The organism is Brasilonema sennae CENA114, from assembly GCF_006968745.1.
Classification (GTDB): domain Bacteria; phylum Cyanobacteriota; class Cyanobacteriia; order Cyanobacteriales; family Nostocaceae; genus Brasilonema; species Brasilonema sennae.
In genome coordinates this window covers 1,246,315-1,260,374 of the sequence record NZ_CP030118.1, presented here as the reverse complement: position 1 = coordinate 1,260,374, position 14,060 = coordinate 1,246,315, and the positions used below count along the sequence as shown (strand labels likewise).

The following is a 14,060-nucleotide window of genomic DNA, read 5'->3' as shown; positions in this document are numbered from 1 at the left end:
AATACTCAAGACCAGAACTCTTAATCATACTAAAAAAGCGCGTTTAATATTCTGAGTTCTGAGTTCTGAGTTCTTTTTTCGGTAAAAACTAACTTAGATTCCGATCCCCGACTTTTCACCAGAAGTCGTAAATCTTGTTTATTCAATCTTAAATTTAGAAAACAAACAGTAATTTTACTTAAAATAGAGATAGATAAATTCGTAGAATGACCAAACACTGGTTGTGACAACATCTGCTCAAATAGTACCACTCGTCAGAGAACCTGAACGCCTAGAACTCCGACTACAAGAAATTCCGCCAGAACCTGGAGTTTATTTGATGCGAGATGGAAGCGATCGCATCATCTACATAGGCAAATCGCGGAAGTTGCGATCGCGTGTTCGTTCTTATTTTCGAGACTCACAAAGACTGAGCGAACGCATCGCTACAATGGTTAAGCAGGTGACAGAAATTGAATTTATTGTCACCGATACCGAAACTGAAGCTTTGGCGTTAGAAGCCAACCTGATCAAGCAGCATCAACCTTATTTCAACGTATTACTCAAGGATGATAAAAAATATCCTTACGTGTGTATTACATGGTCAGAAGATTATCCGCGTATTTTTATCACTCGCAAACGTCAAATAGGGAAAGAAAAAGATAAATTCTACGGTCCTTATACTGATTCTGGCTTATTACGGGAGATATTGCGCTTGTGTAAGCGTATCTTTCCTTTGCGACAACGTCCTCAGCCATTGTTCAAAGATCGTCCTTGCTTGAATTACGATTTAGGACGCTGTCCGGGTGTATGTCAGTTGCTGGTTTCACCTGAAGAATACCGCAAAACTGTGCAAAAAGTGGCGATGGTTTTTCAAGGTCGAAGTCAAGAACTTATCGAGACTTTAACTGAGCAAATGCAAAAAGCAGCTGAATATGAAAACTTTGAGTCAGCAGCACGGATTCGTGATCAAATTGCTGGCTTAAAGTCCCTGAGTGCTGATCAAAAAGTGTCTCTACCAGATGATACAGTTTCCCGTGATGCGATTGCGCTCTTTAGTGACGAACAACTCGCCTGCATTCAATTATTCCAGATTCGTGCTGGGCAATTGGTAGGACGTTTAGCATTTGTCGCGGATGCTCACGCGGAACCAGGTGCTATCTTACAAAGAGTGTTGGAGGAGCATTATCAAACTGCTGACTCTGTAGAAATTCCCACAGAGATTTTGGTACAACACGAATTACCTGATGGGGAGATATTAGCGGATGTGCTGACTGCGCGTAAGGGAAGAAAAGTCACGATTTTTAATCCACAGCGACAAGTCAAGGCAGAATTGATTGATATGGTGGAGCGAAATGCTCAATATGAGTTGCAACGAACGCAAAAATTAAGCGATCGCAACCAACAAGCGATGCACGATTTAGCCACCATCCTCGATTTACCCGAGTTACCTCACCGCATCGAAGGTTACGACATTTCCCATATCCAAGGTTCAAACGCCGTTGCTTCCCAAGTCGTGTTTATTGACGGTTTACCCGCCAAGCAGCACTATCGCCATTACAAAATCAAAAATCCTACAGTCACAACAGGACACTCAGACGATTTTGCCAGTCTTGCTGAAGTTATCCAGCGTCGCTTTCGCAAGTATATCGAAGAGCCGCACTTAGCGCGAATGGGAAATCCTGATTGGCCCGACCTTATCATGATAGATGGTGGTAAAGGTCAGTTGTCATCTGTGGTTGCAGTCTTGCAAGAAATGAATTTATTGGAAGATTTGCGAGTCATTAGTTTGGCAAAACGGCGAGAAGAAATCTTTTTACCAGGAGAGTCCGAACCACTGGAAACTGAGTCAGAACAACCCGGAGTACAACTTTTGCGGCGTTTACGAGATGAAGCGCATCGATTCGCCGTGAGTTTTCATAGACAACAGCGCAGTGATAAATTGAAGCGATCGCGTTTAGATGAAATCTCTGGTTTGGGACACCATCGACAAAAGTTGCTCTTAGGACATTTTCGCTCTGTTGATTATATTCGACAAGCAACACCTGCACAGATTGCCGAAGTACCGGGTATTGGTCCTCGTTTGGCTCAAGAAATTTACGATTATTTCCATCCTTCTTGAAATTCGTATCATGTAATACTGTTTTATTAACAAAAAAGTGTTGGGTAATGGATAATTGGAAAAAACCCATTATTCATTACCCATTACCTATTACCCATTACCCATTACTAAGAACTACGTTAGCAAACATAGGCAATCCGGTTAATCTCCATAACTGGAATTTTTTATAAAATTTTTTGCTCACGAGTTCATATCATTATCAATAGTAAACAAAAATAAAGAAAAGCTAAAAAGTTACATAGTGTTACTAATCCTAAAGGTAGAGTGAGTTTTTAATGAGTGCTTTTTAGATATGCCTATTTACAGATTACAGTCCTTCGCTTCTAGATTTTAACTATTGAGGTTTAGCCTCCAAGGAAATTGTGGATACTCTACACAGCGTTTGCTTGCGATATAAGACCGTATGAGAGCTTGAGCGTGACAAAAAGTGGGTAAAGATTGATATTCTGGAATAATTTTGGAGTTTTTAACTGTTTACTGTAAATTTAACTTCCCAAAAAGTTCTGTATTTCATAGTAAAAAAGAAAAACTTGACCTGATCACAAAAAACGAAGTCTCAACGTCTTAATGGTTGGGATCACGAGATTTATAATTAGAATCAAAAAAGATAAATGATTTATATATCCAGAGTTGGATAACATAGACCTTTAAGATGAACATAATTAAATAAAGACAAATAAAAAAGAACAGTTCATTTTATGTTAATGTAAGCGATATAAATTATGATTTGTTGAATTTTGTAAATCGAGAAGATTTACACGTTTCATTTGCTTTTTTTCAAAAAAACACGAAAGTTAAGGATTTTCAAATGCAGATAGTACAAAATGTTCGCTGCCCAAATTGTGGTAGCGAAGGTGAAAGACATTATTTATTAGATAGTCAACTAACTCGGACACAATGTGCAACGTGTGACTACTTAATGATCACTTGTACACGTACTAACAAAGTGATTGAAGCTTACGCTCCGGGTATTCTTGCACCGCGTTAGTTAAATACTCAATACTGAGTCCTGATTTGTGAGAGGAAATGACTCACGATTCAGGACTCTTTTTTGTTCTCATTTGTTCTCAATTGTCCACAAGCAGCATCAGCTTCTAAACCACGGGAGTAGCGAACACTAACCGCAATTTGTTGCTGCTTGAGGACTTTGACAAAAGCTTGAATTCGATTTTCGTTAGGGCGTTTGTAATCTGCTTCTGTGATGGGATTGTATGGAATTAAATTAACATGACTCTGGAATCCTCGCAGGTGTCGTGCTAATTCCAAGGCGTGTTCTGGCAAATCGTTCACGCCAGCAAGAAGAACGTATTCAAAACTGACACGGCGTCCAGTAATTTTGACATACTCCCGACATTCAGCAAGCAAATCTTCTATAGGATAGGAACGGGCGCTGGGAATGAGTTGTTCCCGGAGTGCTTGGTTGGGGGCATGGAGACTGACAGCAAGAGTGACTTGTAACTGGTGTTGAGCAAGCTGGCGAATGCGATCGCGTATTCCAACAGTAGAGACAGTCAAGTTACGCTGTCCAATACCCACATCTTGATTTAAAGATTTGACAGATCCTATAACATGATCTGTATTTAACAATGGTTCACCCATGCCCATAAATACCACATGGCTGACTCGTTGTTGAAAATCTTCTTGAACCGTCAACACCTGATCAACAATTTCATGACGTCCCAAATTGCGCTTATATCCTTGTTTACCAGTAGCGCAAAAATCGCACGCCATCGGACAACCCACTTGAGTTGAAACGCAAACTGTTAAGCGCTTTTCTGCGGGAATACCCACACACTCAATAATTTGATCATCACTGAGTTGCAAAAGATATTTGACGGTACCATCAGGAGCGACAGAGCGGTACTGTATATTTGAGCGCCCGATGGGAATTTCTGCAACTTCAGCACGCCATTGTTTAGAAAACACAGAGATATCCGAGAGCGATCGCACTCCCTTTTGATAAATCCACTCGTGCAGTTGCTTTCCTCTATAAGCCGGTTGTCCCTGTTGCTGTACCCAACCCGTTAACTCCTCTAAACTTGCTCCTAGAAGCGGTGGAATAGAGAGGTTTGGTTGTTGAACAACACTAGTTTTCGGGGAGGGGAGTACAGGGACAGATTTAACAGACATGGTAGTTAGGAATTGGCTTTGAATCTCTATGGTAGGCGATTGCTACTCTTGTTGTTTGAGTTTATCACTTCTGGTCAGTCATCTACATTTAAGGAGGGTTGCCACAGATACTCTCGCAAGTTCATTTTTCCTTCTGTGTTAAATTTTATCCCTTCTTGCTCCAGGAGCGATCGCTGCAAATTATCTCCTCCATATCGCGAAGGAGATTGAGATATCTCGCCTTTAGCATTAATAACTCGATGCCACGGGACATCGGATAAGCTTATATCTAGACGGTAGAGAGCATAACCTACCAGACGCGCTTTACCATATAGATTTGCTAAATCCGCCACCTGTCCATAGGTTGCGACTCTTCCCTTGGGAATCTGACGCACTATTTGATAGATGACATTGTAAGTAGACACTGGCACTGATTCAATACAACTCTAAGGCATTTGTACAAAAAAACTAACCAAAAGTTGTGCCATTCCAGCCCCACATCGCACCCTTGGCGTCAGCGAACTCTATATATATACGATTTTGAGGCACTTTTAGCGCCTTGTTAATCTCCTGGCAAAAGTCTTGGCTCATCACTTCGGTTTGGTCTGGCTTCATTGTACCGACACTTTTAACCTCGATGTAGCATACTGGCTCAGTCGTGCCAGCAAATGTCATGGGAACTGCTGCTTCAAAAGCTGTCATAATGTAGCTTTCTGGTTTTCCGGTATGCTTAGCTAACTTAGCTGATAGGCTTTTGAGCAATGCTTCAACTTCTTCTCCAAGAGGAGCAGATACAGAAGTTTGGACTTTAATTAAAGGCATGGCATTTTCTTGTTAGTTTCCCATTGTTCAGTTTACCGAATAGCAGAGTCTTCAACTGTGATATGAGCGAAACAAGTGACTATGTTCGGGATGATATAAACGAGAGCGTGCTGATGCTTGGGAAAGTGCAGGGCTGATTACGTAAAGTGTGGTGCGAATTAGCTTTTCTGTGTGAGTACACTCTGCCATTTTATGGAGAGGAACAACCACTATTTTTTCATCAGACCATCCTAAGCGATAGCAAATAGCTACTTGTGTTTCAGGTGAGTAGTGTTGGAGTAGTTTAGCTTGAGCTGCTTCAACGTGACGTGCACTCAGATATAAACATAAACTAGCTTGATGGGCTGCGAGAGTGGTTAATTCTTCTGTTTCGGGAACTTTTGTACGTCCGCTGATGCGCGTGAGGATGATTGTTTGGACTAAACCGGGAACAGTGAGTTCTACTTTGAGTTTCGCAGCTGCTGCTTGAAAAGCACTAATACCTGGTATCACTTCAAAAGGAATTTCCGCTTCTGCCAAAAGATACATTTGTTCGTGGATGGCGCTGTAGAGACTCGGATCGCCAGAATGGAGACGGACGACAGATTTGTGCGATCGCACTCGTTCGATCATAATTGGCAAAATTTCTTCCAAAGTCTTGTTCACAGAGGGAATAATTTCTGCATCCTCGCGGCAAAGCTCTAAAATCTCTTGAGGTACTAAAGAATCAGCAAATAAAACAACATCGGCAAGTTTTAGGAGTTTTTGCGCCTTAAGAGTCAATAACTCTGGGTCTCCAGGACCTGCACCGACGATGTACACACCAGATTCTAGAGATATATAATTACTTTTTGTCATTCACTTCGTTAGTAGATTCGTGCATATCGCAACATACAGCAACTCATCCAAAAAAATTTTTGGCATTTCCTCAGTATCTTTCCGGATAGAACCCCTCCTTCTAGTAGAGTGTATTGGTAGATGCACCCTGGTTAAGCCCTAGAGAATTCTCTGGGGCATTTTTTATTCAGTGAACAGTGAACAGAGGAAGCGATTTCTTGACCCCCCTGATAACTGGTAACTGATAACTGATAACTGTTAAAGCTTTTCGGGTATGAGCTAGCTAAACAATCGCTGCTTCTAGTAGCTTAATATTGAAATAAGCAAACTCAGTTGTTGTGCTAGCGCCATCTTTATCCTCTTGCACAACCTGCTTAGTCATCACATAGTAATCGTCTATCTTCTCATAAGAATCTTCAAATTTGAGAATGCTGGTGATTTCATTTGTTTTCAAGTTACGAAAAACCGCATCATAGCGAGTTCCAAGGTAACCAGAACCTGTATCGAAATTTTCGTGAGTATTAATAATAAAAGCCATACGACCCAGGATGCGACTAACCTGACAAATCTCATTGCCCCGGACTTTATAATTTGAACCCATACAGTCGCCATTTACCAAAATTTCTATTGCACCATCGGAGTCTTGTTCACCCAGGCAAAACTCGTGCTTTCCATGAGACTGCTCAAAACTTGTACGTTTACGATGGGTGACTGTATCTCGCAATTGGGTAGAAATCCCTTCTTGTACTTGCTCATCTGCAACACCCGTAACTTCTACGCTTAAATCCCGGTTGATCCGAATCTTACCTGTGTGAACTTCATCTGGTTGAACGAGTTGCACATCTGCACTGTAGCCAGGAAAGTTTTCATCCCAAGTGTAACGACTTTCGTAAGCGGTTTGGAATATCTGACGGGCTGTTGTTGGATGTGTCATAAAACCATTTTGACTTCACCTACTCCTCCAGTTTAATTCACTGAGCACAGTAAAATCAGTTATCACTCATCAGTTACCAGTTATCACTGTTCACTGTTCACTGTTAAGCGTTTCCTACAACTCTTGGGAATCACTATCTGGGGACAAAACCATAACTGGTTGTTGATAAAGCGGAACAGTGAATGTTACTGTTGATCCTAACCCTTCGCCCAAACTATAAAAATTAACCTGACCTCCCATCGCCTCTACGAGCTTTTGGGATATTGCTAGCCCCAAACCTGTACCACCGTACTGGCGAGTACGAGAACTATCTACCTGACTAAATAATTGAAACAGTTTCTCCTGTTTGTCAAGAGAGACACCAATACCAGTGTCTGCCACCCGCACTCTCACCATACCAGGAAATTGTTGGTCTTGAAATGTGACTTTTTTGCGAACGACATCGGTTGTAACAGTGATACCGCCTTCATGAGTGAATTTGATCGCATTACTAACCAGATTTAGCATCACTTGCTTGAGACGTTGGTAATCACCGTAGACGATAACTTCATCAGAGGTAGGAGGCATATTAATTTGAACGCTGAGATTTCTCCCCTCTGCTTGAGGTCGCATAAAACCTTCTACATCACTGAATAACTCATCTAATTTGACTGATTGCAATTCCAGTTCCATTCTGTCTGCTTCAATTCTGGCAATGTCTAAGATGTCATTGATAATATCAAGCAGATACAGTGATGATTTATGAGCTTCTTCTAGAAATTGTCTTTGTTCTTCTGGATCATCAGCCATGCCTTCCAAAATCAACTTCAAAAATCCGATAATACCGTTAAGTGGTGTTCTCAGTTCATGGGTGACATTGGCGAGAAATTCTCTGATGCGGCGAGTGGCTTGTTCGGCTTGTTGACGCGCGTTTTCTAGTTCTTTGTATAAAATTGCGTGGGCGATCGCTGTTCCTAGTTGATCTGCCACATCTTTTGCTATTTCAAGTTCTTCTGGGCTGACTGTACAGTATTTTGTGCCTAAAGTAATAGCAATCAATCCATTAGGTTCGTCTTGATGGGAAGTCGCAACCACTAACATTTTCTGCTGGTCAAACTCAAGATGTTGTGGGTTTTTTGCCAAAATCGGTTGTAGAGTTGCCAATGCGTCAGCAAAGCTCGGCTCAGAAGCTATATCTATTTCCAAGCCAAGCATAGAACTTAAAGATGGCTGGCGATACTCTGCTATCACCTGCACTTTCGTGCTAGAGGACTGGTAGGGACAAATGATGCAGCGTTCCAATTGCAGCGCTTTCCCCAAACTATCCACCGTTTGTTGCCAAATAATATCCAGATCCAATGTCCGCCGAATATTTCTGGTAATTTGGTTTATGAGTTTATGGTGACGCCGTGAACGTGTGGCTGAATCTAAGTGTACAGGTATTGGAGATGTCAAGTTTTTTTCTTCTTTGCTGAGTGCTGTTTGCAGCAGTCGTCCCATGACTAAAACTGTTGTCGGAGTGCTTGCCAATGAGGGCATTATTGGACTCATCACCAACTCCAACTCAAACAACTGCTGACCGTAGCTAAACCAGCACTTATACCTCTGGGGTATCAAAGTTGTCAATATTTGCTGCAATTTTTCCACATACACAGCCTGCTCGACTGGGGTGAAGGCACATTCTTTCCCGCTTTTAGCTTCAAGAATTTGCACAGGATTTAACCCTAGGCATTCGCTGTGTTGCCACCAGAAACTTAGATAGCGTCCTGTACTATCTTGCGTGTACACCAACTCGGCTCCTAAATTTGCCCATGAGCCATTAGTGTTACTGGTAATATCTTCTAGATTTTCTGACAATATGTTCGACCTTTGGGAGTTAGCAGTAATACTCATGACCCGAGTTGGATAACATAGAAGCCAACCCATTAAATAAGCTTTACGATTCGCTGGCTTAGTTGGGAAGAAATTTTGATCGCTTTAGCACACGCTTCGCGGCGATTAATGAATTGTTGTGCCAGAAAACACATTTTCAAATCCTTGTATAGCAAGAATTTAGATAAATCGTGTTTCTTTAATATTTCACTGCCATACGCATGCCCGCGTCTGTTGTTACGAGTCCAATCGCCGCCTGATCTCCGGCTTAATATCTAGCATCAAAATTTTACATTTTTTCATCCTCCATATGTGTCTTACTTTTTACATTTTTGAGCTTTTTGTGAATTTAATCGTTCCACTCTCCCCGAGCTGGTAAAGGTTTACGCACAGGTGTACGCGTCAGTTCATCGTCTCTTGGGCTTTCACCCTTCAACCACTGACGGATCGCCACCTCAATGACTTTGCTTGGATCATTGGTGAGATGCTGAATTTGTTCTAGCAAGTCGGAGTCGAGGCGAATAGCAATCTCTACCTTATCGGCAAGTCTTTGTTCCGCATCGGTAGTTTTCTCTTTCATATTCATAGGATGATATACTCTGAACTTGTTTTTCCAAGGCTTGGTAAAGTCACTTTCTTCACATCAGTAGGGCACCTGTCAAGCACCTCTGCCGGAAGACGTTGGGCTTGAATTTGAGCAGCAGGGCGGCTTTTGCACCTCTTTTTAGGGGGAAGAGGACACCCCCGCCGCGAGACGTGGGGGGATTGCGGGTAGCCGTTGCTCATGAAGTCCGTATTTTGTACTTCTTGTTGTTTATTGTACGCCCCTAACTGATAAATACGATAAGCTATGCATAGACCTTTATATCTTCATTAAAAAGTCTACAAGTTAATATTCATTTGTCAGTACTCATTAGTCAATAGTCCTAAGTCCTTAATCCTTGGTAATTGGTTGTTGGTCAAGAGTCAAAATTTGTTCTCACGCCAGAACAAGCGTGAGGGAGATCCTCATCAAGTACTGGCTCCCCTGCAATCCAAATCTAACCCAAGCGCTTCCTTTGTTCCCATCTCCTCATCTTCTCATATCACCGTCTGAGCCAATAAAGCATTAAAATACGTTAAGTATATTGCTGTTTTATCCTTTGTTGCTGATAAACCAAAGAACTATATGACTGATGTACCTGCAGCTCGTATTCGGAATTTTTGTATTATAGCTCACATTGATCACGGAAAATCTACCCTAGCAGACCGCTTGCTGCAAGTGACAGGCACTGTAGATCAGCGGGAGATGAAAGAACAGTTTCTCGACAACATGGATTTGGAACGGGAGCGCGGCATTACAATTAAGCTGCAAGCTGCCCGAATGAATTACAAGGCAAAGGATGGTCAGGAGTATGTACTTAATTTAATTGATACTCCTGGACATGTAGATTTTTCGTATGAAGTATCTCGCAGTCTTGCTGCTTGCGAAGGTGCGCTGTTGGTAGTGGATGCTTCCCAGGGAGTGGAAGCTCAAACCCTGGCAAATGTTTACTTAGCCTTAGAGCATAACTTGGAAATTATCCCGGTTTTAAACAAAATCGACTTACCAGGAGCAGAACCAAACCGAGTCATCGGGGAAATTGAAGAAATTATCGGTTTAGATTGTAGTAATGCAATTCTTGCCTCTGCCAAAGAGGGAATTGGTGTTGGTGATATTTTAGAGGCAGTTGTTGAGCGGATACCACCGCCACGAAATACGGTGAGCGATCGCCTACGCGCATTGATTTTTGATAGCTATTACGACAGTTACCGGGGAGTGATAGTTTATTTCCGGGTGATGGATGGCACAGTGAAGAAGGGCGATCGCGTTTATCTGTTGGCTTCTGACAAGGAATACGAAATTGATGAGTTAGGAGTGCTTTCTCCCACCCAAAAGCAGGTTGAAGAACTCCACGCTGGAGAAGTCGGTTATTTAGCTGCTGCAATCAAAGCTGTGGCTGATGCACGGGTGGGAGATACAATAACATTATCTAACGCTAAAGCTGCTGAACCATTACCTGGTTATACAGAAGCTAATCCAATGGTCTTCTGTGGAATGTTCCCCATTGATGCTGATCAATTTGAAGACTTACGCGAAGCTTTGGATAAGCTAAGACTCAACGATGCAGCACTGCACTTTGAACCAGAAACTTCTAGCGCGATGGGTTTTGGTTTCCGCTGTGGCTTCTTAGGCTTGTTGCATATGGAAATTGTCCAAGAACGCCTAGAGCGAGAGTATAACCTCGACTTAATAATTACAGCTCCTTCTGTGGTTTACAAGGTGCACACTCTCAAGGGTGAAGAGGTGTACATCGACAACCCCAGTCACCTACCCTCTCCCAACGAACGGGAAAAAATCGAAGAACCCTACGTCCAAGTGGATATGATTACACCAGAAGGTTACGTCGGCACTTTGATGGAGTTGGCGCAAAATCGACGTGGTATCTTCAAAGATATGAAGTATCTCACCCAAGGACGTACTACACTCACTTACGAGTTGCCCTTGGCAGAAGTTGTTACAGACTTCTTTGATCAAATGAAGTCGCGTTCTCGGGGATATGCCAGCATGGAATATCACCTGATTGGCTACCGGGAAAATCCCCTCGTCAAGCTCGATATTTTAATTAATGGCGATCCTGTGGATTCTTTGGCGATGATTGTCCACAGAGATAAAGCATACAACGTTGGGCGCTCAATGGCAGAAAAACTTAAAGAATTGATTCCTCGCCATCAATTCAAAGTCCCAATTCAAGCATCGATTGGCAGTAAAGTTATCGCTAGTGAACATATTCCGGCATTGCGCAAAGACGTGCTTGCTAAATGCTACGGTGGTGACATTAGCCGGAAGAAGAAACTCTTGCAGAAGCAAGCCAAAGGTAAAAAGCGGATGAAATCTGTGGGTACGGTGGATGTTCCGCAGGAAGCTTTTATGGCAGTACTGCGTTTGGATCAGCAGTAACCCCACTTTTTTCCCTGTTGATGGCAATGTTTTTGGAACTGCAGATGCACGCAGATGTACGCACATAATCACAGATAATTTATCTGGTATACATTTGTGTGTGTTTGTGGTTTTATTGTCAATATATAGCAGTCGCCAGGTAGATTAGGGCACGAACTAATGAGAAAACATGGTCACCAAGAGACTTGAAAGTCTGTTAAGCGTTAAGCGTTCCCTGCTATATTCTTTCAATGATTGAAGAGGACACACGGATTTCTCCGGTCACCCGTCACGAATGACCTTTGTGCGAAGAAACATAATTAGTACTCGCTTTTATAAACAGTTAAATCATAGAAAATTTACAGGAATATTTAGGATTGTTATATGTTTGACTATGTAAAAGCGAACCATGACCTGTTCCGTCGTTTTTACAGACTGACAGTTATCAATGTTCTTTCCAATCTCACAGAGCCTTTGGCAGGTTTGATCGGTATTGCATTCTTAGGTCATCTCACCGAAATCCGTCATTTAGCAGGAGTTAGTTTGGCTACAGTTCTCTTCAACTACATCTACGAGAACTTGCTCTTTTTACGGATCTCAACTACCGCAGTAACATCTCAAGCCGTCGGACAGGACGACCAAGAGGCGATATTACTAGCAGGAGTGCGAAATGGCTTCATAGCTTTAGTGCTGGGTGTTCTCATCTTTGTGTTGCAGTACCCTATAGGAGCGGTAGGGTTTCATTTATTGAACGGCTCTCCAGAAGTTGAGTCTATCGGACTGGATTATTTTAACGCCCGGATTTGGGGAGCACCTGCAGTTTTGCTCAATTTTGTAATCATTGGCTGGTTTTTGGGACGGGAACAAAATGGCAAAGTGTTGCTGTTGACCGCTGTTGGCAACGCCGCTAATATTGTGCTGACTTATTTCTCGATTATGCGGTGGGATTTGGGAAGTACAGGGGCTGGACTGTCTCATGCGATTAGCGAGTATTTGACGTTATTGGTAGGTATGCTCTTGGCGTTTCGCTCTATCGAGTGGCAAGAATTGCGAACAGCACTCCAGAAGTTTTGGGAATCGTCGGCTTTTCAAGCTACTTTTTTCCTCAATAGTGACCTACTGGTTAGATCTTTAGTTTATATGTCGATTTGGACAATTTTTTTCAATCTCAGTGCCACTTTCGGAACAGATGTCTTAACAGAAAATGCCTTGCTCCAACAGGTAGTATTTCTGCTCGCATACTTGATTGAAGGAATAGGATTCACTACGGAGACTTTAACCGGAAATTTTAAAGGTCAATCCGCTGATGATCAGTTACTGCCCTTATTGCAGATTTCGCTGTTCACTAGTTTGCTGGTGGGAGTTACCACTTCAGGAGCGTGCGTTTTGTTACCTGAGACTGTATTTGGGTTGTTAACCAATCACGCTGAACTGATTGAGCCAATTAAACACTATGTACCTTGGTTATTCTTCGTCTTGAGTTTTTTTTCAATTGCTTGGATTCTGGAGGGGTATTTTGCAGGATTAACAAAAGGGCAATCTTTACGTAACGCCGCCTTAATGGCAGCTTTATTGGGATTTGCACCAGTGGCGTTTTGGGCATGGTCGGCTGAGAATAACCATCTTTTGTGGTTGGCGACATCAGCGTTTATGGCATCAAGAGTACTTCTACTTGGAGTCCAGTTACCAGAGATGTTTGAAAGTCATTCAACTAACGCTAGTCAATTGCCCAAGCTATAGCGATCGCGCGTATCGCGCTCAAACTGCTTTTTTGCTCATCTATCGTCACAGATGGAAATAATTAGTAGCTCGCAACAAAGGAAAAAAATCGAATAAGCACCAGGAGAAAGCGGCATGTTGCTGTTGTTGCACCTGCGGTGCAAATAATCACAGATAATTTATGTGTGTACATCTGTGGTTTTATTTTCAAAATCTTGACTGAACATGGTGAGAATTCGACTTTATGACTCAAAGGATTTAGAAAACATTCTTCAGCTTTGGTATCGAACTTGGCACCAGACATTTCCCAATATTCAACATCCACAGCCATATTCTGCATGGAAATCTCGCTTTTGTGATGATCTTGCTGTCACAGGAGAAGTTTGGGTTGCCGAAGTTGAACATCACATTGTAGGCTTTGTCGTAGTGATAAAACAAGAACAGTATTTATCACAGATTTTTGTGAATCCCGAATATCAAAATTGTGGTGTTGGTTCAGCCCTACTCAACAAAGCTAAAGAGATTTGTCCACAAGGATTAATGCTTCAAACATTACAACAGAATATACGAGCTTGCGTATTTTACGAGAAGCATGGCTTTAAAGCTGGTAAGCTGTCAGTCAACTCACATCTTGCACCTAACCGAACAAACCCGTAAAAGGCAAATAAGGAGTACAAAAATATAACAGAAGATGAATCAATAATTTAAGTACATAAGAGTGATAAAGAAACTTAAAGTAGCCGTAATTT

General features: G+C 42.1%; 12 protein-coding genes. 5 read left to right on the top strand and 7 right to left on the bottom strand.

Annotated features, from left to right (window positions below):
* The first annotated feature begins 223 nt into the window (after positions 1-223).
* Together uvrC and DP114_RS34725 are read left to right on the top strand one after the other, a co-directional pair.
* Positions 224-2,101, top strand: coding sequence for an excinuclease ABC subunit UvrC (gene uvrC / locus DP114_RS05315; RefSeq protein ID WP_171975635.1), 1,878 nt, complete (start codon positions 224-226; stop codon positions 2,099-2,101).
* Between the two features lie 808 nt (positions 2,102-2,909).
* Entirely contained in the window at positions 2,910-3,089 is a 180-nt protein-coding gene (locus DP114_RS34725) for a replication restart DNA helicase PriA (RefSeq protein WP_169267798.1), read from the top strand.
* Positions 3,090-3,139: 50 nt separating this feature from the next.
* Here the strand turns inward: DP114_RS34725 and rlmN are convergent, their stop codons facing one another.
* The 7 genes from rlmN to DP114_RS05280 form a co-directional block, all read right to left on the bottom strand.
* A complete protein-coding gene (gene rlmN, locus DP114_RS05310; protein WP_171975634.1) occupies positions 3,140-4,231 on the bottom strand; it encodes a dual-specificity RNA methyltransferase RlmN in 1,092 nt (363 codons plus the stop codon).
* A gap of 74 nt (positions 4,232-4,305) precedes the next feature.
* A complete protein-coding gene (locus DP114_RS05305) occupies positions 4,306-4,635 on the bottom strand; it encodes an MGMT family protein (protein WP_169267809.1) in 330 nt (109 codons plus the stop codon).
* 43 nt (positions 4,636-4,678) lie between these two features.
* Positions 4,679-5,032, bottom strand: coding sequence for a phenylpyruvate tautomerase MIF-related protein (locus DP114_RS05300; RefSeq protein WP_171975633.1), 354 nt, complete (start codon positions 5,030-5,032; stop codon positions 4,679-4,681).
* A gap of 51 nt (positions 5,033-5,083) precedes the next feature.
* Entirely contained in the window at positions 5,084-5,869 is a 786-nt protein-coding gene (gene cobM, locus DP114_RS05295; protein WP_171975632.1) for a precorrin-4 C(11)-methyltransferase, read from the bottom strand.
* A 262-nt stretch (positions 5,870-6,131) separates the two neighbouring features.
* Positions 6,132-6,782, bottom strand: coding sequence for a DUF3386 domain-containing protein (locus tag DP114_RS05290; protein ID WP_171975631.1), 651 nt, complete (start codon positions 6,780-6,782; stop codon positions 6,132-6,134).
* A gap of 114 nt (positions 6,783-6,896) precedes the next feature.
* On the bottom strand, positions 6,897-8,654 hold the full coding sequence (locus DP114_RS05285) for a sensor histidine kinase (protein ID WP_169267803.1): 1,758 nt from the start codon (positions 8,652-8,654) through the stop codon (positions 6,897-6,899).
* Between the two features lie 328 nt (positions 8,655-8,982).
* Positions 8,983-9,219 (bottom strand): hypothetical protein, encoded by a 237-nt coding sequence (locus DP114_RS05280; RefSeq protein ID WP_169267804.1) that lies wholly within the window; start codon positions 9,217-9,219, stop codon positions 8,983-8,985.
* Positions 9,220-9,801: 582 nt separating this feature from the next.
* Here DP114_RS05280 and lepA point away from each other — a divergent pair.
* From lepA to DP114_RS05265, 3 genes are all read left to right on the top strand, one after another.
* Positions 9,802-11,613: a translation elongation factor 4 gene (gene lepA / locus DP114_RS05275; RefSeq protein WP_169267805.1), complete on the top strand. Its 1,812-nt coding sequence runs from the start codon at positions 9,802-9,804 to the stop codon at positions 11,611-11,613.
* Positions 11,614-11,976: 363 nt separating this feature from the next.
* Positions 11,977-13,332: a guanitoxin biosynthesis MATE family efflux transporter GntT gene (gntT, locus tag DP114_RS05270; RefSeq protein WP_171975630.1), complete on the top strand. Its 1,356-nt coding sequence runs from the start codon at positions 11,977-11,979 to the stop codon at positions 13,330-13,332.
* 204 nt (positions 13,333-13,536) lie between these two features.
* Positions 13,537-13,968, top strand: coding sequence for a GNAT family N-acetyltransferase (locus DP114_RS05265; RefSeq protein ID WP_171975629.1), 432 nt, complete (start codon positions 13,537-13,539; stop codon positions 13,966-13,968).
* The last annotated feature ends 92 nt before the right edge of the window (positions 13,969-14,060 follow it).